Source organism: Streptomyces sp. NPDC005803 (assembly GCF_040630435.1).
Taxonomy (GTDB): Bacteria; Actinomycetota; Actinomycetes; order Streptomycetales; family Streptomycetaceae; genus Streptomyces.
In genome coordinates this window covers 21203-41214 of sequence record NZ_JBEXXO010000044.1, presented here as the reverse complement: position 1 = coordinate 41214, position 20012 = coordinate 21203, and the positions used below count along the sequence as shown (strand labels likewise).

The following is a 20012-nucleotide window of genomic DNA, read 5'->3' as shown; positions in this document are numbered from 1 at the left end:
GCTGGAACAACTCCCACAACTCGTCCGGCACCAGACGCTCAACGATCCCCACCATGACTCACAGAATACCGAGTCACCCAAATGAGATGACCTCTAAGCATGCTCGCGAGTCCGGTCGCCGGAGCCTTCCTCGTGGTTGCCGGCGCCGCGTATCTGCTGGATCGGCAGTGGATGAAGGCAGCCTCACTGATCGTTCCGCCTTTCCTGCTGGCCGGTGCGGTCATGTTGCTCTTCCCCTTCCGTGGCGAACAGCCCATGCCCCTGTACAAGGTGTGGATGCCGCTGGCCCTCTGCGCGGTACTGTGGTGGGCTGCCCCGCGGGGCTGGCAGCTGGTGCGGTACGCAGCGGCCGCCTACGCCGTGGGCGTTGTTGTGGCCTTTTCGGTCGCTTCGCCGATAGGGGCCAACGTCGACCGGCTGGCAGGCTTCGCGGGACCTCCGATCCTGCTTGCCGCACTACTGACTCGCCAGCCGATCCGCGCGCCGCGCCAGGCGTTGCCCCACTTGCTGCTCGCGGCCGCCCTGGCCTCATGCACCGGTTGGGTGGTCAGCAACACCCACGACGACTTGGTGACCTCGACCTCCGTGCAGTCCTGGGCCTGCCACACCGACGGTGTGTTCACCGCGCTCGACCGGCTGCGCGCGGACCGAACCCGCGTCGAAGTCGTTCCCGCCCGCGACCACCGCGAGGCGCACCTCCTCGCCCCGCACATCAACATGGCACGCGGCTGGAACCGTCAGCTAGACGTCGAGCGCGGCCGCCTCTTCTACGACGGAACCTTCTCCGCCGAGAAGTACCGTGCCTGGCTTAATCGTTGGGCGGTGGGCCTCGTTGTCCTGCCCGCCGGCCGACCCGACGGACCCGCAACCGCCGAGGCCGCCCTCGTCAGGAACCCGCCCGCCTGGCTCAAGCCCGTATGGCGGGACAACGGGTGGGCCATCTACCGGGTCCAGGACGCCATACCACTGGTATCCGCCCCCGCAACCGACCTGGGCGGCAACGACGCCGAGCTGATCGTGCGGATGCCCTCGGCCGGCACCGCCACCGTGCGGATCGCATACTCTCCCTGGCTCAGCGCACCGGGCGCATGCATCGAGCGCGCCGGTGACTGGACCCAGCTCACCGTCCACAAACGCGGCGACTACCGCCTCGGCTCGGACTACCACTTCCCGCGAACGAGTGGCTGTGCCTGAAGACACGCCACGCATCCGGACTGGATGAACCCGTACGTACGTAGCCGGGCAGGGCGGCCAGGAACATCGACTCCGGCTCGGTTCAGTCCCTCCACTGTGCCCTTCAGGTGCGGGGGTGTATGGGGGCAGGGCCTCGACTCGCGACGACGGGAGGGCTGCCACGTCAGGTAGGTCCGATTCTGGTGGCGCGCAATCAGGCTGACGCGGACCGGCAGTTCGGACGGCCAGGGGAGTGAGACACGCAGGATCGGCGAACCGATGCCTCCTGTGCCCATCCAGGCGAGGCAGAGTAGGCGTAGATGTCGCGGGCTCGTCCCCCAGTGCTGGCATCCGCCGTGGTCCCCGGGCTGGTGCCGTCACAGGACGCCTGGGGACCACGACCCGTAGACGAGGCCCCGGCCTGTACCCGACATCGGCGCAAGTAGCCGGTAAGGGCTCAGTGATGACGAAACCGACAGGTATTTTCCACTACCTACGTGGCCGCCACAAAGCGCCGACTCGACCGGAATGAACTCCGAACCGAGATTCGCCGCCATCTCCTGTAGGTCGGCTGCTTTGCGAGGCTGCAGGAATAGGGTTGCGTGGATTGCGCTCATGCTCGCTCCTGATGGGAAACGGATGAGAAACTGTCAACTATCGATCGTCGTGCCGTGTTATAACGAGGAGCAGGTCGTCGGGAGGTTTCACCGGACGCTGGTCGATGTCATCGAGCCGACGGGGGAGAGTTTCGAGGTCTGCTATGTGGATGATGGTAGCGATGACCTCACCAGAACCCAGCTGACCTACCTGGCGTCCACCGACGAACGGGTTCGCTACACGGCGTTCAGCCGCAACTTCGGAAAAGAAGCCGCCATGCTTGCCGGGCTGCGGATGTGCCGCGGCGATTGCGTGGTCCTCATGGACGCCGACCTCCAGCACCCACCCGAACTCGTGCCCCGCATACTGGAGCTGCACCGGCACGGCTACGACCAAGTCATCGCTCGCCGGGACCGCGAGGGTGAAGGGCTGCTGAGGTCATTCGTCAGCCGCTCCTATTACCGCACCATGGGCCACTTCATGGAGGTGTCCGTGGTCGACGGCGAAGGGGACTTCCGGCTGCTGTCACGGCGCGCGGTGGACAGCGTGCTCTCCCTCCCAGAGTCGAACCGCTTCTCCAAGGGCATCTTCTCCTGGATCGGCTTCGATACCGTCAGCTTCACTTATCACAACGCCGAGCGCGTGGCGGGGCGCTCCAAGTGGGGCGGCAGACGGCTACTCAACTACGGCATCGACGGGCTGATCTCCTTCAACAACCGCCCCCTGCGCCTCGCCATCTACGCTGGCCTGCTGCTTGCTCTGGCCGCGATGGGATACGCCCTGTGGATCATCGTGGGCGTGGCACGCCACGGGGTCGGGATTCCGGGATACACCAGTCTGCTGACGGCTGTAGTGGCACTCGGCGGGATTCAGCTGGTAACGCTCGGGATCGTCGGTGAGTACGTCGGGCGCATCTACTGCGAGACCAAGAACCGGCCGCACTACCTGGTCCGGGAATCGAGTGACCACCCGGGACCGCCCGCCCCGGAACCGCCGATACGTGCCGGTGGAGGCGCTTCGACCGCCTCCGGCTCCACGAGATCCCGCACCCTGCGCCAGTTTATCGTCTTCGCGATGATCGGTGTCGTCAATACCGCTGTCTATCTGGCGGTATACGCGACACTCAACAACTGGATCCCGTACCTGGCCTCGCACGTAATCGGATACTGCGTCAGCATTGTCGGATCATTCCTGCTCAACTCCTTCATCACCCTGCGGATCAGGCCGACATGGCGGTCCCTTCTCCGCTATCCACTGTCGAGCCTCGTCAACCTCGTACTCTCCGGCGCCCTTCTCTACATTGGGGTGAGCCATCTCGGCATCGAAAAGAACATTGCTGCACTGGCTGCGGGGATTCTCGCCACACCGTTCTCGTTCCTGGTCGCCCGGTGGGCGATCACCTCGGGTGCAGCCGCCTCCCTGCCACCGGAGCCCGAGCAGGTGCCAGCCGGCACCCGATCCGGACGGACCGGCGACTGAACTACCTCTTCGTGTACGCACTGCTGCTCGCAGGATCGGCGCCCTTGCTGGGCGGAGCTCTGCCCGATGCCCCCGCCCGGTTGCGCCGCTGCACTGACGGCTGCCGCGGCGCTGCTGTGCGCGGTGACCTGCGTGGGGCTCGCCCTTCCCCTGGCCGACCTCGAGCAGGGCAGGACCGACCGGGCGGCCCACGGGGACTGCCAGGACCGACTCCTGCGCGAGCAGGTACGGCAGGGGGACGAAGTCCTGTCGTACGTACCGGCGTCAGTGGGGCATATGCGCGACCCCTTCGGCAATCACGGCCGCACGCTGTGGCCCGCCGGCTGCGTGGCCGACTACTACCACCTGAAACGGGTCACCTACGTACGTGACGGGCTGACCCGGCTCGGCGCCCCGGCCCGTGTGGGACTCGAATTCCGCCGGCCCGTGAGCGCGACGTATAGCCGACAGACGAACGGGCTCGCACTGCCCACAGAGCTATCCCGCGGTGTGCCAGGTCAGCTCAGGTCGTAGAGGAGCACACGGGCGCAGGACCAATCGCGCATTTCTGGCTGCCAAGTCGTCCTGGAACAGACAGCGCCCGCCGGATTCGATCCGCCCGTACCTGTCCATCCGCCACTTCTGCTGAGGGCTGTGGGTGCACGTGGACATGGTGGCCCGTCGCACGGCAGCGGTCAGGCAGAGCCGACCGGACGTTGATTCGATGGTTCCGGCGTGCATACTCCAATACTGGTCGGATTTGCCGTCGCAGTCGGAGGTGCTCACCTCCACTCCTTTGGGGGAGCCCGGCGAACTCCCCGCCGAACTCAGGCAGCGTCCGTGGCGCCCCGCATGATTCGCCGGCCCCATCGCCGACACGATCTCGCCGGGCTGCGCCACCGGCGGCTTGAGAGAGTACTCGCGGCGCACCCATTGCTGGTACTTCCCGCTCATGTAGTGCCCGGCCGGGCACGGTCTGGATTCGCAGCCCGCGCCCCTGCGATAGGACTGGAAGATCGCGTCCTTCTGCCGGCCCCGGATCGGGCTGAGGTTTTCGGGAAGACGGGACATGTCGTAACCGAGGTAACCCCGGGCCTCCGTCGTGATATTGCCCGGCAAGCGAAACGCGACGCGTCGGAAGTACCGGCCGGCCACTCCATGGTCACTGTGGTCGGCGCCCTGCGTATACGTGTGTCCGAAGACCGCGTTGTCGTAGTCCAGGGTGAGGATCCGCTTGATGCCGTCCTGTTCGGCGAGAGCAGTGAGTGTGTCGATGAGTTGCTGCTCCGTGTAGCCCCGCGTGCCGTCCACGGGCTGCATGGAGCGGATTTTGCCGCGGAAGAGCTTCAGCAGGCTCTGGTGGGAGTACGTCGCGGTCCCACTGCCGTCCGGGGTGCCGTCGGGGAGCCGGAGGAAGGAGAGCCGTACGCCGGTCTTCCCTTTCAGTGTGTAGGAGGCGATGGTGCGGCCGCTCACATGGAGGTCACTCCTCGTCCAACGGTCCGGGACACCTGCCATTTCTGCGTACGCGGCTCGTACGCCTTCTTCCCTGCTCTGGACGTAATCGCCCCCGTCATACCGGCGGCCGGCATCCCCGGCGGTCAAGTAAACCGTGCTGAACGCGCACCGGGGGCCAACAGCTTGCTGGATCTCCGGATTGATGAACAGCAGATCGTCGTCTTCATGTGCCACGCCAACCATCGTGCCCTCACAGACGCGGGCGCTGCCCCGGCGCTCCGGGCCGTCGAGCAACGCTGAGGCGCGGTCATGGGACACCCCGGCCGGGCGGTAGAGCAGCGGAAGGAGCAGAAGGCTCGCCGCCAGGGATGGTGCGCCCCAGCGCAACAGACCCGAACCGCTCCAGACGCTCTTCGCACGTGGCACGCGCATTCCGGTCCTCCGCCGCTTTGCCCACCGGCAGTCCACAGCGAGCATACGCACCGCCACGTGTTCGATGATCCATACCGGTTCGCCTATCGATCAAGCGCCGGGCCGGGCCGTCACCCGCCTGCGTGGTAAGTGTGCCGTTCGCGTTGCTGCGCACACTGAGCTGAGCGTGTGCGAAGTACTCGATCCGAACTTTTGAGGTAGAGCGGACGCGAAGGCATCACGTGCTGCCGAGGACATCGGAACGCCGGTGACCGACCGAGGATGGATGGGGTAGTGAGAGAAGCAGAGCAACCGGCCCGCTCAAAGGCCCCCGGCTCCCGGACCGCGGCGTGGGCATACGTACTGTGTATCCTCCCGCTTGGCCTCCTGGGACTGGCCGCGTCATACGCTCGCTGGGTGCGGCCGAGCGGCGATGAATGGTGCTTCCTGCCAGTCATCCGCGAACACGGGCTTCCCGGCATGGCCAGCAGGTTCTACGTTCACGACAACGGCCGGGTCATGAACGGTGTGCTGGTCTGGCTCTACGGGAGATTCGGCGTAGCGGGGCACCAATGGTTCGCTCCCCTCAGCACCGTGTTCGTAGGGGGAATTCTGTGGGTTGTCATGGCGTTGGCCCTGCGCAGGGCAGCCATGACCGTTCCGCGCGGGGTCCCTCTTCTTGTGGCGTCCATGGTGACGGTGCTTTTCCTGCTGGGATCGCCCAACACGTACAAGACCCTCTACTGGCCCGCCGCGTCCGTCTCGCACACCCTGCCCCCGGTCCTCGCCTGCGGTGCGGTGATTCCATTCCTTCTCGCCCGGTCACGACGGGGCAGGGTTTTCGCCCTGACCGTCGGCCTGGTGATCGGACTCTGCATCGGCACGATGTCGGAGCAGACCACGGTCGTCGTGCTGGTGGTCCTGCTCGCCTGTCTCGCCCTGACCATCCGGACTCCCGACGATCCGGTGCGCCGCCGACTGCGCGTGTGGTTCGCCGTGGGCCTGGCCGGAACACTCGCCGGCGCGCTGATCCTGTTCACGTCGCCAGGCTCGCGACAGCGACGAGCTCGCTTCGGCGCCGGTGAGGGCACCTCGCTGATCTCCTCGGATTCGCTGTCCGGGGCCGCGCGCGCCTTCGCGCACATCATGATCGACACACTCTCCACATGGCAGTACCTGGGCGCGATCGCAGCCGGAATCCTGCTCGGCCTCGTGATGAGGGGCCCCGCCGGCGCCCCTCCGAACCCACCGCGGCACCCGGTCCTGCTGGTGTGCGCCGGCGTCGTCACATTCCTCATCAGCGGCTATCTCGCCACGCTAGTTGCCTACCCGGTCTTCCATGCAGGCGTGGTCGCCTCCACCCGGCTGTGGAACGACTTCCTGTTCCTGTACATCGTCCTGCTGACCGGCCTCGGGATGCTTCTTGGACAGTCCCTCCAAGGCATTTCTGCTCACCGTGCCGTCATGGGCTGGGCCGCCGTCGTGATGTGCGCCGTCACATGTATCGGCCTGACACCCTCCCTGGTCCACCTGGGGAACCAGATGCGCGTGCGGGCGCACGACTGGGAGCGGCAGGACGCGTGGATCCACGCCCAGGTGGCGCAGGGGGCGAGGGTCGTCCTTTACACGCCGACTCCGATCGCGGTGATGACCGAGCCGTTCGGTAACGGGAAGCGAAGCTGGGTGACGACGTGCGTGGCCCGTTACTACGACGTGAAGCGCGTGGACTACTCACCCGTGCTTCCCTGACCGGACGGTCTCTGGGGCCGTGAGGCGGCGTCTCTGGCGCGACGCGGTCGGTGGGCCGCCCGTTGTGGCTCCCATTGGGTCGGGAGCTCCAGGGGTGTTGCCGCAGGTTCCCGAGCTCGGTGTCGTGCGGTTTCGCTGCACTTCGAGATCTTTGCGTTGTGGAGTGACCAGCTGAACTGCGCCCCGAACGTCCGTCACCTGTCCGGGGCTGCCTGCCCGGGCGTGACCGTCTCGAGCCGGTATCCGTGGCCACGCAACGTGGTGATCGCCGGCAGGTTCAGGGGCCGGGGCGCGGCGTCGGCGGCCTCGCCCAGTCTGCGGCGCAGCGAGGCCAGGGTGACGTCGAGGGTTTTGGTGGGCCCGAACCAGTTCTCGTCCCAGACTTGTGCCATCAGGTCTTCGCGGGAGACGGCGGCGCCCGCGTGGCGGGCGAGTACGGCGAGAAGCTCGAATTCCTTGGGTCGCAGCGCGACCTCGTCGGCGGCCAGCGTGCAGCGACGCGCTGAGGTGTCAACGGTCAGGTCGCCTACGTGAATTGCCCCATCCTCGCGCGTTGCGTTGGGTGGGCGGCGGCGTAGGTGGGCACGGAGCCGGGCCAGCAGCACGGTCAGGGTGAACGGCTTGACGAGATAGTCATCGGCTCCGGCGTCGAGGCCCGCGATGACGTCGATCTCGTCGCTGCGGGCGGTGAGGATGACGATGAGCAGGTCGGGAAATTCAGCGCGCAGGGTGCGTGCGATGTCGATGCCGTCGACATCGGGGAGGCCGAGGTCGAGCAGCACAACATTCTGGGCGGTGGCACGGGCTTCGGCCAGTGCGTTCATGCCCGTACGGCACCAGGTCGTGTGGTAGCCGTGGCCGCGCAGTCCGGCATCCAGGTGCCGTCCGATGGTGTCGTCGTCCTCGACGATCAGGATGTGGGTTCCCTCTAAGGTTGCGGGCACTCGCATGTTCCGAAGCGTAGGGGCTGCTGCCGGCGGTGGGGGCGGGCGGCACGCCTGGTTGGGGACGGGAGAGACCGGGTCGGGCGTCTCCGGCGGACAGCCACGCCCGACCCGGCCGCTGCACTGGCTTTCACAGTTCGCGCAATTCCTCGACGGGTGGTCGGGAGGAGCCGCGGGCGGCATTCATAGCCGCAGCGGCGATCGCGACGATAGCGGCCCCGAGGGTGAGGGCGAGGTAGGCCCAGGGAACGGCGATTACTGAGGGAGGGGGGTCGAACACGCCGGTGAGCACCTTGATCAGCATCTGGGACAGGGCCCAGCCGATGAGAGCGCCGCCGAGTAGGCCGCCTGCTGTCATGACTGCCGCCTCGCTGAGGACCAGTCCGCGCAGCTGACGCCGGGTGGCTCCCAGGACAGTGGCGATGGCGAAGGTACGTCGGCGTTCGGCCAGGCCCAGGGCCAGGACGATGCCGCCGGAGGCGGCGGCCAGCAGAACGGCGAAGCCTAGCTCGATGCGGGTGAGTCCGGCCAGGTCGACCGAGGTGAGGCTGGAGCCGACCGTGGAGCGGGTCTGGGTGACATCGGTGACGGTCGCTGAGGTTCCCACCTGTTGGCGCAGTTGGTTGGCGACGCTCTTTTGATGGGTGCCGCCGGTGTCGACGAGGAACGCCCCCACCGCGTTGCTGCCGGTTGTCTTGGCGATGTAGCTGGCGTTGGCGACGAAGAAGCTGTCCTTGGGCGCCGTGGGGAATTCCTTGACGATGCCCGCGTAGTGGAAGGGCACGGTGCGCAATGCCTGGGTCCGGGTGTCCTGCAGGCGCAGGTTCACCGTGTCGCCCAGGGTGAGCTGGAAGTCCTTGACGGTCTCTTCGCTGACGAGGAGGGACTCGGGTCGGACTGCGAGCTTGTTCATGAGGCTCTTGGCGGTGCCGCCGGCGAAGTAGGCGTCCTGCAGCGAGGTGGCGGAGGTGATGGTGGACGGCTGGACCCCGTACAGGTCCTGCAGGTCGGCGCCGACGTAGGCGAAGCGGTGCTGGAGGGGTTCGACATGTCGCACGCCGGCCACCTTCAGGGCCGTCCCGGCGCCGGGGCCGACGCTGACGCCCGGGGACTGGGTGACGGTGACGTCGGCACCGTTGCTCAGCTTCGCGTCGACCTCGGCCTGCTGCCTGTAGGTGGCGTTGAAGGTGGCGGTGGAGGCGGCGAAGGAGAGGGCAAGCGCAAGGAGCACGATCGCGCGGGCCAGCGGACGGCGCTGGCGGGACATGCTCGCTGCCGTTGTGCCGGCGAGTGTCCCGGTCAGAGGGCGGGCAAGACGGGCCAGTGGCCTGCGTCCGTGGGCCAGGACCACGATGGCCAGGCGCCACAGCAGCAGGGCGGCCCCGATCCAGAGCAGGGCCGGGCCGAGGAAGGCCCAGTACGACACCGAGATACTCGCCACGCCCTCCGGAGCCAGCACGAGGGCGTACTGGTTGCCGCTGGAGGCCCGGAATACCAGGAGGGATGCGGCCAGCAGGATGAAGTCCAAGCCGAAGCGCATCCACCAGGGGGAGCGGGCGCGGCCGACGACCTTGCGGGCAGCAGAGACGGTGCCGGTGCGCAGGTCACGCAGCGCGGGTACCAGTACTGCTGCGGCGGCCACGGCCAGTCCCAGGATCAGGGCGAGGGCGAACCAGACCGCTGCTGAGCTGGTGCTCGCGCCGAACGAGGCTGTGCCGAACGCGGCTCGCCCGGCGAGGGCGGCGATGCCTACTCCGAGCAGGCCGCCGGCTACACCGACCACGCCCGCTTCCGCGCTGGCCGTGGTGGCGACCTGGCGGGGCCGCAGCCCGCGGGTGCGCAACAGGGCCTGCTCACGGCGCCGCCGGTCGGCGCCCGCGCCGGCCACAGCTGCGGTGAGCAGGGCGGCGAGGACTGCGCCGGGTACGCCCAGGAACAGGAACAGGATCTGCGCGTACAGGGCGTCCTTGCGGGCGGCGTCCAGTGCGGCGCCGAGGTTGTCGCCGACGACCGCCCCGCCGGAGGTGCGGGCCTCCAGGTTGCGTGCCTCGGCGGTGACGGAGGTGTAGGCGGCCGCAGGGTCGGCGGGCAGGGGGGCGTTGCGGGCGATGTGGATCTGGGTGGTGACGGCGGCCGGGTCGAGTTTCTTGACCGGCGCGGTCAGCGTGTTGAACATGGCCGCAGGCAGCAGGATGACGTTGTCCGGCGGTGCTGCCGGCTGGGACTGGGGCGGGGCGCCGACTTTTTGGAACAGCGAGTCGGCCTGCGGCAGGTCGACCACTCCGGCCACCTTTACCTTCGCCGGCTTCGTGCCTGGCAGAGAGACAGTGACTTTGTCACCGGCGGCGACGTGCAGGTTCGCCGCGGTCTGCTGGGCGAGCAGGACTCCTGAGGTGGCACCGGTCAGCTGACGGATCTCTCTAGGGAAGGTCGTCCGGTAGGTGTCGGGCAGGCCCAGGATGACACCGGGGCCGGTGCTCTGGGTGCTGCCCGCGCTGGTGGCCTGGAAGCCGGTGCTGCGGGCGAACCCGACGCTCTGGGCGCTCTGGACACCGGGCGCGGCTTCTACCGTGTTCTGGACCGTACCGGCGTCGGCGCCGGGCTGAATCTGGACCTGCCAGTCCACCGACACAGAGCTTACGGCGCGGGCGGTCATGGTGGCCTTCGACGCGGTCAGAAACGAGCCCAGGGACGCGACGAGGGCGACAGCGAGGGAGATGCCGAACGCGGTGGCGATCAGCCGCCCGGTGCGCCGGCGGAGCAGTCCGTTAATCCAGGTGATGATCACGACGGGTCTCCCTGGGATGCTGCTTCCGCCGGCGGCCCGGGTGGCTCGGTCGCGGGGTGCAGACGGCCCTCGTGCATAGCCCAGCGTTCCTTCAGGCGCTGGGCGACGGTGGGGTCGTGGGTGGTGACCACCAAGGCGGCGCCGATCTCGTCGGCGGTTGCCAGGAGCACGTCGATGATGTGCTGGCCCGTGGCGCGGTCCAGTTGCCCGGTGGGTTCGTCCGCCAGGACCAGGCGCGGCCGCAGGGCCAGCACGCGGGCGATAGCCACGCGCTGGGCCTGGCCCCCGGACAGTTCCTCGGGCAGCTTCCTGGATAGACCGTCAGCTGCGACCAGGGTCAGGGATTCCAGAGCCCGGCGCCGGGCTTGCTCCTGCGGGATGCCGGCCAAAACCAGGGGCAGTGCGGCGTTTTCCGCCACATCCAGCGCCGGGATCAGGCTGGGCCCCTGGAAGACGACACCTACCTGCCCCGCCACGGGACCTTCCGTCAGACCGGGCCAGGTCACCTCGCCGGCGGTGGGCTTTTCGAGAGCTGCCATCAGATGCAGCAGGGTGGACTTGCCCGAGCCGGAGGGCCCGGTGATCGCAATCCGGTCACCCACGCCGACCTGGCAGGTCGCACCGTGCACCGCGACGACCGCGGCAAGCCCCCGGCCGTAGGTGCGGGCGGCACCCTGACAGCGGACGAGCACCTCCGGGGGCGCGGTCATGACCCGATCCGTCCGTCACGCAAAGTAATGACCCGGTCGGCGATCCTGACGGCTTCGGGGCTGTGGGTGACGAGCAGCACCCCGCCGCCTGCCTGTGCACGATCGCGGAGCATGGCCAGGATGCGCTGCTCGGTCGTGCCGTCCAGTTCCCCGGTCGGCTCATCCGCGAGGAGGATGTCCGGGTCGTTCGCCAGCGCGACGGCCAACCCCGCGCGGGCGAGTTCCCCACCGGCCAGCTCCTGGGGCAGGGCGCGGGCCCGGTGCCCGAGCCCGACCTGCTCCAGCAGCTGTGCGACGGACTGCGTGCTTGCGCGGGGCGCAGCGGTGCGCGCGAGGCGGATGTTGGCGGCGATGTCGAGGTGGGCGATGAGGTTCCCGGTCTGCAGCAAGACGCCGATCCGGTGAGCTCGGATCCGGGCCCGCTCTGCCTCCGGCCGGTGGCTGATCCGCTCCCCGGCGACGTGGACGGTGCCGCCGTCGGGTTCGTCCAGCCCGGCCAGGCAGGCCAGCAAGGTGGATTTACCCGACCCGGACGGTCCGATGACCGCGACGCTCTCCCCACGCCGCACCTCAAGGGCGACGCCGCGCAGCGCCAGAGTTTCCTCCTCGCCCGCCCGGTAGAACCGGTACAGGTCCCGCGCCGTCAGCGCCTCCGCGTCCGTGGGGCGCTGGGTGTGTGTGCCGGAGGCGGTCATTACTGCCACTGGAAAGAGTCGGTGACGATGCGCCAGGGGTCCACGTTGTCGGCGCCCACCGGCCCGGACAGCGTCAGGTCGACCTGCCGGCCGGCCTTGAAGAAGGAATACCGCTCGAAGGCGTCGTGCGCGGCCTTGCCGGTCACCGGATCCGGGGTGCTGTCCCCCTGGTAAGTGAGCAGGACGGCCTGCCCGGCGGGACGAGAGACGACGGTGATCTTCCCCATCTGGAACTTGGGGACCTGCCGCTGCAGAACCGGCACCACGTCGGACTTGACCGACTGGGGCGTGGGCTTGGTGGCGGCTTTCCCGGAGGTGATCTCAATCCGGTTCAGCTTGTCCGTGAAAATGACCGTGCTGCCCTTGATAGTGCGGGCCCAGCCCTCCGGCACCTTGACAGTAAATCCGCCCCCGGCGGGTTGGTAGGCGACATACGCCTGATTATCGGGGATATCCCCGGCAGGATTGGACTCCGTCGGGGCCGCCTTGATGGTCGTGCTTACGCTGGACGGCGCGGAGCTGCTGTCGCTGCCGCATCCCGTCACCAACCCGCCGGTCAGGATAAGGGCGGCAAGGGAAAGAACGAGTGTGCGTCGCATGAGCGTGGTGCCCTTCACGTGTGAGCCGGACGGCCATACCGGCGACCCTAGGCAAGAACCGGTTAACGCCGGGTCCGAGCAGGGTTAGACGACGGCAAAAGCACACTTCCGAGATCCTCCGGACGCCTCCACAAGGCCCAACGCCCTCATGATGAGCGCATGAGACAGCGCGTGGTCCGTGTAGCCCTGGTGGCCGCCTCGGTGGCCCTTGTCCTGCTGGCCATTCCGCTCGCCGTAGTGATCCGGACCTCCTTCTTCGCCGACGAACGCGGTGAACTGGAGCGTGACGCCATGGCGACCGCGATCCGCGTGAGCCCCGACTTCACCGCCGGCGACCCCGTCGAACTGCCCCCGGGGCGATCTGAGGGACAGATCGGCCTCTACGACACGACGCTTCGCCTGCGTGCCGGAACCGGCCCGGGCACGGCCGATCCCGCAACCCGCCGTGCGCTTGCCGGCACCGTGGTACAGCAGAGCGCCGACAACGAACTCGTCTCTGCCGTTCCTGTCTCTCAAGACGAGCGCGTCATCGGCGTGGTCCGTGCAGCCGTCACCACGCGCAGCGTGTGGAACCGGACCCTGGCGGCCTGGGCTGCCCTACTGGCCACGGCCCTGATCGCACTAGGCGTCGCCATCCTCGTCGCCCGACGGCAGGCCCGCGCCCTCACCGCCCCTCTGGAAGCCCTCTCCCACACCTCCCAGGCCATCGCCGCCGGCGACCTGAGCGCCCGAGCAGCGTCCTGCGCCATCCCCGAGATCGACCAAGTAGCCACCGCACACAATCTGATGGTCCACCAGCTGACCCAGCTCCTTCAGCACGAGCGCGACTTCACCGCCAACGCCTCCCATCAGCTACGCACCCCCTGACCGGGCTGCAACTGGGACTGGACGCAGCCCTGACCACTCCCGGTACAGACCTGCGAGCCGCCGTCGAAGAAGCCCTCGATCACACGCGGCACCTGGACAACACCATCGACGAGGTACTCCAGCTCGCCCAAGCCGAACCGGTCAACGGCGCAGGTGCCTCCTTCCGGCCTGCCGGTGAAGTCCTGCAGCGCGCCGAGCGGCGCTGGCATGGACCACTCGCCAACGACGGCCGCCGCCTCACCCTCGTCTTCGACCCGGCGGCGGCCGCCCTGCCCGTCCCCGGACGCACAACCGACCAGATTCTTGACATCCTGCTCGACAACGCCCACCGGCACGGCAGCGGAACCGTCACGGTGAGCCTGCGCGACCTTGGTTCTGCGCTTGCCCTGGACGTCGCCGACGAGGGCAACCCCCCGCTCGAGGCTGCCGCAGTCTTCGCTCGCGGCGCGACCACGGGCCCCGGCTCGGGCATCGGCCTCGCCCTGGCACGGGAGCTGGCCGGGGTCGCCGGGGCCCGTATCGCCCTGAGCGGGACCGCGCCAACCCGGTTCACGCTGCTGCTCCCGCAGTCCGGGCACGCGTGAAACGGTTGGCCAAGAGCTTCTGCAGAAGGCTGTAGGCGAGAACGGGGAGCAGGATCTGCGGCCGGTCGGGCATCGCGGTGCTGATGAGGACGGCGCCGGCGCTGCTGTTGCTCATACCGCAGGCCAGGGTCACGGACGTACCGGCGCGGGCCTCCAGCCGCAGGATGCGGACCGCGAGGCGGCCCCAGGCGAAGGACAGACCACAGACCGCCGAAGCGGTGCCCGCACCCGCCACGAGCAGCAGAGGGCGGGGGTGGGTGAGGAACTGGCCGATGGCACCGCTGGCGTTGACATAGGTGAGGGCGAGGGAGGCGAGCAACACGCCGAGGGCAGCGGTGGGGAGCACGGCCCGCGACACGGGGCCCGGCAGGAGGAGGCGGCAGACGATGCCGGCGGCGCAGGGCAGCAGTACCCCGGTCAGGGCGAAGCCGTTTCCCACGTTCTGTACGGCAACGGCCAGGGTGTGTGCGTAGTCCGCGCTGAGCAGAGGGGCCAGGGTGCCGACGGTGGCGGGGACGGTAAGCGGGCTGATGAGGGTGGAGACGAGGACAAGGCCCAGCATCGTCGCCTCGTCCCCCGTCCCCCGTCGCTCCACACGGTGGCTCCGGCGGCCACCGGCATTGCTACGGTCAGGATCATTGCGGCAGTCATGCCGCTGCCGCCGTCGGAGTCGGGTGAACAGCGCAGCGCGAGCGAAAGGCCCGGGATGATCAGCAGCGGGGCTGTCAGGTGGAGCGCGAGACCGGCCAGCAGAATGCCCGGGCGGCGCAGTATCCGGGTCAGGTCGTGCGGGCAGGAGCGCAGACCGGCGGTGAAGAGGACGGCGGCGAGCAGGATCTGAGTGGTGTTGAGGCCGACGCTCAGGCCCGTTCCCACGGGGAGGCCGTGGGTGCGGCGAAGCCACAGGCCCGGCGCGGGGAAAACCGCTGCGGCGGCGTAGGCCGTGCAGGAGGCCCAGCCGAGCCGTCTACGCAGGAATTGCAGGGGCCAGGACGCCGGATGCACAGGCTCTGTCGCTGTCAGCATGGCGGGGACGCTATCGCCGCAGACGGACCCGCCGGGATAAATGAGTGCGCCGGGGGTGCACGTGCTCAGGATGTGTTCAGGTTGGGACTGGCAACGTCTGGCTGCATGACATCTGAGACGCAGCAACCCCCTGCCTCCGACAGCGGCACGGCCCGGGTGCGCTGGAACAAGGTCCCCGAGATCACCGCCTACTTCTGGGTGATCAAGGTGCTGTGCACCACGGTGGGCGAGACAGCGGCGGACTACCTCAACGGCCAGCTGGGCATGGGACTGACCGGCACCTCGCTGGTGATGAGCGCCCTCCTGGTCATGGCCCTCATCGCACAATTGCGCACCAATGCCTACCGGCCCGGGATCTACTGGCTCGTCGTCGTGCTGGTCAGCATCGTGGGCACGCTGATCACCGACAACCTCACAGACAACCTGGGTGTGCCGCTGCAGACCACGACCGCCGTGTTCGCGGTGGCGCTGGCGGCCGCGTTCCTCATCTGGTTCACGACCGAGGGGACTCTGTCCATCCGCCGCGTCGACTCGGTGCGCCGCGAGGCTTGCTACTGGGTGGCCGTGCTGCTCACCTTCGCTCTGGGCACAGCCGTCGGTGACTTGTTGGCGGAGCAACTGTCCCTGGGCTACTGGATCGCGGCGCTGCTCTTCGGCCTGGTGATCGCGGCAGTCGCCCTGGCGCGCTATGCCATGGGGCTGGGCGCGGTGCTGAGCTTCTGGACGGTCTACGTCCTCACCCGGCCGTTGGGCGCGTCGGTCGGCGACTACCTGTCGCAGCCGGCAGACGAAGGCGGTCTGGCTCTGGGCACGGTGATCACGAGTGTGCTGTTCCTGGCCGTGATCCTCGCGCTGGTGGTGTTCCTGGCCGTGTCGCGGCGCGACGTGACGGAGCGGGAGCAGGTCAGCCGGCCGGCAGCGTGACGACGAACCGGGCTCCGGGGCTGTGCTGTTCGTCGTGACGCACATCTCCGTCGGCGGAGCGGGCGAGGCGTTGCGCGAGCGGCAGTCCCAGGTCCGCTCCGAGGTGGCCGTCGGCGGGCTCGGCACGCCGTCCCGGACGGAAAAGATCCGGGGTGAAGGACTGGGGTACGCCCGGAACGTCCGCGGTCACTTCGATGAGAACGCTCCCCTCCTCTCCATGGGCCATGACCCGCACTCTGGAGTGGGCGTAGCGCAGCGCGTTGTCCAGCAGCGGGCCCACCGTACGTTCGAGCAAGGCGGCCGGCACGCCGGCCGTCAGGCCCTGGACCGCAACCGCAACCACGACCTCGATCTTCTGAGGAGCGGAGCAACGGTCGACGAGGCGGAGCAGGGCGGGCCGTATCTCGGCGGTGCCGGGCAGGGCAGTGGCGGCGCCACGGGCGTCGTCGAGCAGGGTGTCGCAGATCGTCCGCATCGCCTGTGCGGCGTCGGCGATCGCCGCGCAGGCGAGTTCCGTCTCGCCGGCGGAGCGGGGCCAGCTGCGCCACCAGTCGAGTTCGGCGATGATGCGGGCGAGCGGGTTGCGCAGTTCGTGGGACAGCTCCCTGAACAGCTGCTGTTCGTGACACAGCCCCGCCCGGATACGGTCCAGCAGTGGCGGATGGCGTCCATGACCTGCTCGAAGCGGGTGCAGTCGTTGACATTGCCGCCAGTAACGACGAATCCGAGGGGCCGGCCTTTGCCGTCGCAGGCGAGATGAACTTTCGTGGTCAGTCCATCACGGGATCGTCCGAGGGCGTGATCGTGTAATTCGTCCTCTCCGTCCGCCCCCTTTTTCGGGCGCCGGCGGCGTGCTGGTGTGCTCGCGCGATCGTGGAGTCGACCGACACCAGCCAGTCGATGTCCCCGCTCGCCTCCTTCTGTGTCTGCACTGCCCGCAGCATCCGCGTGAAGGTGCCATCCAGGGCCCACCTGCGAAAACGTGTGTACAGCGTCTGCCAGGACCCATACCGCTCAGGCACGTCCCGCCAAGCCGAACCGGTCCGGAGCTTCCAGACGATCCCGTTCAGAACCAGCCGGTCATCCTGCCGCGGCCGTCCCGTCACCGCTTTCGGCAGGAGACCGGACAGCATCTCCCACTCAGCATCCGAGAGCTCATGTCGACGCACCATGCCCGACATGATTGCTCATCAGCAACCTTTGAAGACACTCCCGGTAGGCCGGGTGCTGGGGTATCTGGGTGCGGGGTGGCTCGTCGACCGGTGCCTGTGCCGGGGCGGGTGCGGGGATGTTGTGGAGGGTCTTGCGGGTGATCTGCAGATTCTCGCTCTCGGTGTCGAATTCGTCGAGGCGGGCGGTGAGTTCGGCGATATGGTCCCGGAGCTGTCCGGTCTGCTCGGCGATGACCTTGCGGGCGGCGGCGAGCTCGGCCAGACGGGCTGCAGTCTCGGCGAGGGCGGTGGTGAGCCGCTCGATCTGCTCGCGCAGGTCGTCGGCGCGGCTGCGGACTCCTCGTGTTCGGTCTGCAGCAGCCGCAGCAGCCGCAGCAGTTCGCTGATGTTCACGCGGCCAGCTCCACGTTGTCCCGCCAGGTAGGGGTAGGGGTAGGGGTGGTGAGGCGGCGGAGCATGCCGGCGGTGGAGGCCCAGTAGACGCGAGAAGCCGCGTTGTCGGGCCGGTGGTCGTAGTCACGGGCGAGGCGCCAGTGCAGCGCGAGGGTGCCGTTGACCGGAACACGTGAAGGAGAGCGCGCCCCAGGAAGGGCACACGGAAAAGGGAGCCCAACTCCTCCAATGGGCTGCGGGCTGTCCGTCGTGGCCACGGCGCTGTGGTGGGCCTACCGGCGGGGGCGGCCTCTTCCGCCGCGGGCGCGAATGGCCAGATTGGTGGGAGCGGAAAGCCCGGTACGCCCTTGCGGATCACGGTCGTGGAGCTCTGGTTCGTCGTCGCTACCGTAGTGGGTGTGCAGGTCTGCCGCATCGGCGACTTGGGGGCCAACGCAACCTGGAAGGCCGTCGTGCCCACCCAGCCCGTCGGCCGAAACAGTAACGCTTGAAGTCGCGCAACTGGCCGTCCCGCGCTCAGCGGCCTCGGCCAAGAGCCCGGTCCGGCCTTGCCCGGCGTCCTGTCCTACGGCTGTACGGGGATCCGTACCCGGGCACGGGCGAGCAGACCGGCCGGGTCTGGTTTCGCCTGTAGGGACTTGAGCGTCAGCAGCCACCACTGGTCGAGCTGCTCCCCTCGGGGCCGCCCGCCCGGCAGGTCGTCGGTCAGCGTGCAGAGCCCGAAGAACGCGCACACGAGCGTCACAGCCGCGGCCGACGGCTTTACGTCGGCCGCGAGCTCACCCCGGCTGCGGGCCTGGGCGAGAAGCCGGGTGACAGCCTGGGCCCAAGCACCGAACGGTGTGGGCACGGCCGCCTCGATGCCCCGGCGCTCCGCCCACAGCCGGGCGCCGGCGCGCGCCACGGTGTCCTCGCTGAGAGCGCGCGCGACACTGAGGCTGAGGACGACCAGCTTCTCCAGCGGGGGGATTCCGGGCGCGGCGTAGGGGGCGGCGAGCTGCGGCCAGGTGGCGAACTGTTCCCGGGCCACCGCCAGGGCCAGCTTCTCCTTGCTCGAGTAATGAAAGTAGATCGCGCCGCTGGTTTTTCCAGAGTGATCGCTTATGTCATTGACACTTGTGCCCGCATATCCCCGTTCGGAAAATAGGTGTGCGGCTGATTCCAGCAATGCTTTGCGGGTTTCTCGGGCCCTGTCCTGCATTTACGTTCCACCTTCGCTCGAATGTTCTATCGCCGCGCGGCGAGATAATGCCACCCCCTCCACGGGGGGCTCAGTCGCATCGCGCGAAGATCTTATTATTCTTCGGTCTGGGTAGAGGCGTGTTCCCGCAATCTGTCGCCCGGCCAGGGGAAACGTTTCGCGTGAGTGTCCCGGCTACGCCCCGCGCGACATGGCGGGCTGCCGGAAGCAGCTCTCACCAGGCCCGTCGACGGCACCGCGGGCGCGGCGGCCTCTGCCTCTGGCCTGTTCCTGTGCCCCGTGAGATGGGGGCTGGGGGCATTTCCATGCACTCGAATTGGTGATTGCGGAACGCGGAGAGAGCAAAATAACGTAATGGCTACGATGTTTTTGGCTCACGCCGAAAGTGACGATTCACGTCCGCCATGACGCGCGCAGCAAAGTGCCCGCGGTCGCCGCGGCTGTGGCGGGTTGCGCGGTTCTCTCACTGCCGCACATTTCTCATCCACACCCCCGGCATCTCTCTTGTCACCCGTGGACCGTGCACCGAAACGGTTAGCGCAGTCATCGAGTTCGAGAAGGGCAGTTACATGACAGCTCGTAACATCCTTGCCTGGTCCCCGTCAGCCATCGTCTTCGACTGCGACGGGACCCTGATGGACACGGAACGACATTGGCAGGAGGCCAGGAACGTCACCTTCGGGGTCTTCGGTCTCAAGCCGCCTGCCGGATTCGCCGACCGTGCCAAAGGCGTGCACTACACCGAGTGCGGCGCGCTCATGGCCGAGGAGACCGGGAAGCCGGACCTCGCGGAGGACCTGGCAGCCGGCGCTGGTCGACGAGGATCCGGTCACCATGCCGGGCGCTGCCGCACTGGTCCGGCTGGCCGCTCGGCACCTCCCCCTCGCGGTGGCGAGCAACTGTCCTCGGGAGACAGTGGAAACGTGTCTTGAACGGGCCGGACTCCTTGCCTCCTTCAGCCACGTCGTTGTCGCCTGCGAGGGAGTCCGGCCGAAGCCGGAGCCCGATCTGTACAGCGTGGCCGTCCGTCTGTGCGGCGTACCGCCCGAGAAGGCTCTGGCCGTGGAGGACTCTCTCACGGGCATGGAATCCGCCCGCCGGGCGGGCCTCCGCGTCATCGGCCTCGGGCCCTGCCCGCCGGGTCCCGAGGCGGAGCGGGCCGACCTGTGGATCGAGAGCCTCGCCGACCGAGAGCTGGTGGGCTGGGCCCGCAGCCGAATCGGGGAGTAGAGCGTCCTGGTGTCCCTCGAAGCGGCCGCGGTC

17 protein-coding genes and 4 pseudogenes are annotated in these 20012 nt (G+C 68.3%); 9 read left to right on the top strand and 12 right to left on the bottom strand.

What is annotated here, in order from left to right; genetic code table 11:
• Window positions 1–99 precede the first annotated feature (99 nt).
• The 3 genes from ABZ454_RS36880 to ABZ454_RS36870 all read left to right on the top strand — a co-directional run bounded on the left by ABZ454_RS36880 (window position 100) and on the right by ABZ454_RS36870 (window position 3762).
• Window positions 100–1194, top strand: a complete 1095-nt coding sequence (locus ABZ454_RS36880; RefSeq protein ID WP_359543859.1) for a hypothetical protein — start codon at window positions 100–102, stop codon at window positions 1192–1194.
• 618 nt (window positions 1195–1812) lie between these two features.
• On the top strand, window positions 1813–3249 hold the full coding sequence (locus ABZ454_RS36875; protein WP_359543862.1) for a glycosyltransferase: 1437 nt from the start codon (window positions 1813–1815) through the stop codon (window positions 3247–3249).
• Between the two features lie 66 nt (window positions 3250–3315).
• A complete protein-coding gene (locus tag ABZ454_RS36870) occupies window positions 3316–3762 on the top strand; it encodes a hypothetical protein (RefSeq protein WP_359543858.1) in 447 nt (148 codons plus the stop codon).
• On the opposite strand, the gene ABZ454_RS36865 is transcribed toward ABZ454_RS36870, so the two are convergent.
• Window positions 3727–5112, bottom strand: coding sequence for a ricin-type beta-trefoil lectin domain protein (locus tag ABZ454_RS36865; RefSeq protein ID WP_359543857.1), 1386 nt, complete (start codon window positions 5110–5112; stop codon window positions 3727–3729). The genes ABZ454_RS36870 and ABZ454_RS36865 overlap by 36 nt on opposite strands.
• A 279-nt stretch (window positions 5113–5391) precedes the next feature.
• On the opposite strand from ABZ454_RS36865, the gene ABZ454_RS36860 reads away from it, so the two are divergent.
• Window positions 5392–6846: a DUF6056 family protein gene (locus tag ABZ454_RS36860; RefSeq protein ID WP_359543856.1), complete on the top strand. Its 1455-nt coding sequence runs from the start codon at window positions 5392–5394 to the stop codon at window positions 6844–6846.
• Between the two features lie 194 nt (window positions 6847–7040).
• Here the strand turns inward: ABZ454_RS36860 and ABZ454_RS36855 are convergent, their stop codons facing one another.
• From ABZ454_RS36855 to ABZ454_RS36835, 5 genes are all read right to left on the bottom strand, one after another.
• Entirely contained in the window at window positions 7041–7796 is a 756-nt protein-coding gene (locus ABZ454_RS36855; RefSeq protein WP_359543855.1) for a response regulator transcription factor, read from the bottom strand.
• 124 nt (window positions 7797–7920) lie between these two features.
• The gene (locus tag ABZ454_RS36850; protein WP_359543854.1) at window positions 7921–10578 is read right to left on the bottom strand and encodes an FtsX-like permease family protein; all 2658 of its coding nucleotides are present in this window, start codon (window positions 10576–10578) and stop codon (window positions 7921–7923) included.
• Window positions 10575–11288, bottom strand: coding sequence for an ATP-binding cassette domain-containing protein (locus tag ABZ454_RS36845; protein ID WP_359543853.1), 714 nt, complete (start codon window positions 11286–11288; stop codon window positions 10575–10577). Before ABZ454_RS36845 ends, ABZ454_RS36850 begins: the two co-directional genes overlap by 4 nt.
• Entirely contained in the window at window positions 11285–11983 is a 699-nt protein-coding gene (locus ABZ454_RS36840) for an ABC transporter ATP-binding protein (protein ID WP_359543852.1), read from the bottom strand. The genes ABZ454_RS36845 and ABZ454_RS36840 overlap by 4 nt, the downstream gene beginning before the upstream one ends.
• Window positions 11983–12582: a hypothetical protein gene (locus ABZ454_RS36835; protein WP_359543851.1), complete on the bottom strand. Its 600-nt coding sequence runs from the start codon at window positions 12580–12582 to the stop codon at window positions 11983–11985. The genes ABZ454_RS36840 and ABZ454_RS36835 overlap by 1 nt, the downstream gene beginning before the upstream one ends.
• Window positions 12583–12741: 159 nt before the next feature.
• Between ABZ454_RS36835 and ABZ454_RS36830 the strand changes: the two genes are divergently transcribed.
• Window positions 12742–13449 carry a HAMP domain-containing protein gene (locus tag ABZ454_RS36830; protein WP_359543850.1) on the top strand — a complete coding sequence of 236 codons (708 nt, stop codon included), beginning with the start codon at window positions 12742–12744 and terminating at the stop codon, window positions 13447–13449.
• Here the strand turns inward: ABZ454_RS36830 and ABZ454_RS36825 are convergent.
• Entirely contained in the window at window positions 13431–13778 is a 348-nt protein-coding gene (locus ABZ454_RS36825; RefSeq protein WP_359543849.1) for a hypothetical protein, read from the bottom strand. The genes ABZ454_RS36830 and ABZ454_RS36825 overlap by 19 nt on opposite strands.
• Before the next feature lie 24 nt (window positions 13779–13802).
• Between ABZ454_RS36825 and ABZ454_RS36820 the strand changes: the two genes are divergently transcribed.
• Window positions 13803–14033, top strand: a complete 231-nt coding sequence (locus tag ABZ454_RS36820; protein ID WP_359543848.1) for a hypothetical protein — start codon at window positions 13803–13805, stop codon at window positions 14031–14033.
• Here ABZ454_RS36820 and ABZ454_RS36815 read toward each other — a convergent pair.
• Window positions 13999–15059: pseudogene (locus ABZ454_RS36815) on the bottom strand (sodium-dependent transporter). The gene ABZ454_RS36820 and the pseudogene ABZ454_RS36815 overlap by 35 nt on opposite strands.
• A 105-nt stretch (window positions 15060–15164) precedes the next feature.
• Here ABZ454_RS36815 and ABZ454_RS36810 point away from each other — a divergent pair.
• On the top strand, window positions 15165–15983 hold the full coding sequence (locus ABZ454_RS36810) for a hypothetical protein (RefSeq protein ID WP_359543847.1): 819 nt from the start codon (window positions 15165–15167) through the stop codon (window positions 15981–15983).
• Here the strand turns inward: ABZ454_RS36810 and ABZ454_RS36805 are convergent.
• Window positions 15964–16596: a HAMP domain-containing sensor histidine kinase gene (locus ABZ454_RS36805; RefSeq protein ID WP_359543861.1), complete on the bottom strand. Its 633-nt coding sequence runs from the start codon at window positions 16594–16596 to the stop codon at window positions 15964–15966. The genes ABZ454_RS36810 and ABZ454_RS36805 overlap by 20 nt on opposite strands.
• A 44-nt stretch (window positions 16597–16640) precedes the next feature.
• A pseudogene (locus tag ABZ454_RS36800) lies at window positions 16641–17155 on the bottom strand (IS5 family transposase); the annotation flags it as partial.
• 7 nt (window positions 17156–17162) lie between these two features.
• Between ABZ454_RS36800 and ABZ454_RS36795 the strand changes: the two are divergent.
• Window positions 17163–17579 (top strand): hypothetical protein, encoded by a 417-nt coding sequence (locus ABZ454_RS36795; protein WP_359543846.1) that lies wholly within the window; start codon window positions 17163–17165, stop codon window positions 17577–17579.
• Here ABZ454_RS36795 and ABZ454_RS36790 read toward each other — a convergent pair.
• Window positions 17545–17712: pseudogene (locus ABZ454_RS36790) on the bottom strand (IS5/IS1182 family transposase); the annotation flags it as partial. The gene ABZ454_RS36795 and the pseudogene ABZ454_RS36790 overlap by 35 nt on opposite strands.
• A 401-nt stretch (window positions 17713–18113) precedes the next feature.
• Complete coding sequence (locus ABZ454_RS36785; RefSeq protein WP_359543845.1) at window positions 18114–18749, bottom strand: ScbR family autoregulator-binding transcription factor; 636 nt, start codon at window positions 18747–18749, stop codon at window positions 18114–18116.
• Between the two features lie 569 nt (window positions 18750–19318).
• Between ABZ454_RS36785 and ABZ454_RS36780 the strand changes: the two are divergent.
• Window positions 19319–19979: pseudogene (locus ABZ454_RS36780) on the top strand (HAD family phosphatase).
• The last annotated feature ends 33 nt before the right edge of the window (window positions 19980–20012 follow it).

Excerpts from the sequence above, each read along its gene's own strand:
- ABZ454_RS36870 (WP_359543858.1), top strand. The coding sequence starts at position 3,316 with ATGCCCCCGCCCGGTTGCGCCGCTGCACTGACGGCTGCCGCGGCGCTG.
- ABZ454_RS36845 (WP_359543853.1), bottom strand. The coding sequence starts at position 11,288 with ATGACCGCGCCCCCGGAGGTGCTCGTCCGCTGTCAGGGTGCCGCCCGC.
- ABZ454_RS36795 (WP_359543846.1), top strand. The coding sequence starts at position 17,163 with ATGATTGCTCATCAGCAACCTTTGAAGACACTCCCGGTAGGCCGGGTG.
- ABZ454_RS36855 (WP_359543855.1), bottom strand. The coding sequence starts at position 7,796 with ATGCGAGTGCCCGCAACCTTAGAGGGAACCCACATCCTGATCGTCGAG.
- ABZ454_RS36830 (WP_359543850.1), top strand. The coding sequence starts at position 12,742 with ATGAGACAGCGCGTGGTCCGTGTAGCCCTGGTGGCCGCCTCGGTGGCC.
- ABZ454_RS36875 (WP_359543862.1), top strand. The coding sequence starts at position 1,813 with ATGAGAAACTGTCAACTATCGATCGTCGTGCCGTGTTATAACGAGGAG.
- ABZ454_RS36835 (WP_359543851.1), bottom strand. The coding sequence starts at position 12,582 with ATGCGACGCACACTCGTTCTTTCCCTTGCCGCCCTTATCCTGACCGGC.
- ABZ454_RS36880 (WP_359543859.1), top strand. The coding sequence starts at position 100 with ATGCTCGCGAGTCCGGTCGCCGGAGCCTTCCTCGTGGTTGCCGGCGCC.
- ABZ454_RS36785 (WP_359543845.1), bottom strand. The coding sequence starts at position 18,749 with ATGCAGGACAGGGCCCGAGAAACCCGCAAAGCATTGCTGGAATCAGCC.
- ABZ454_RS36810 (WP_359543847.1), top strand. The coding sequence starts at position 15,165 with ATGACATCTGAGACGCAGCAACCCCCTGCCTCCGACAGCGGCACGGCC.
- ABZ454_RS36840 (WP_359543852.1), bottom strand. The coding sequence starts at position 11,983 with ATGACCGCCTCCGGCACACACACCCAGCGCCCCACGGACGCGGAGGCG.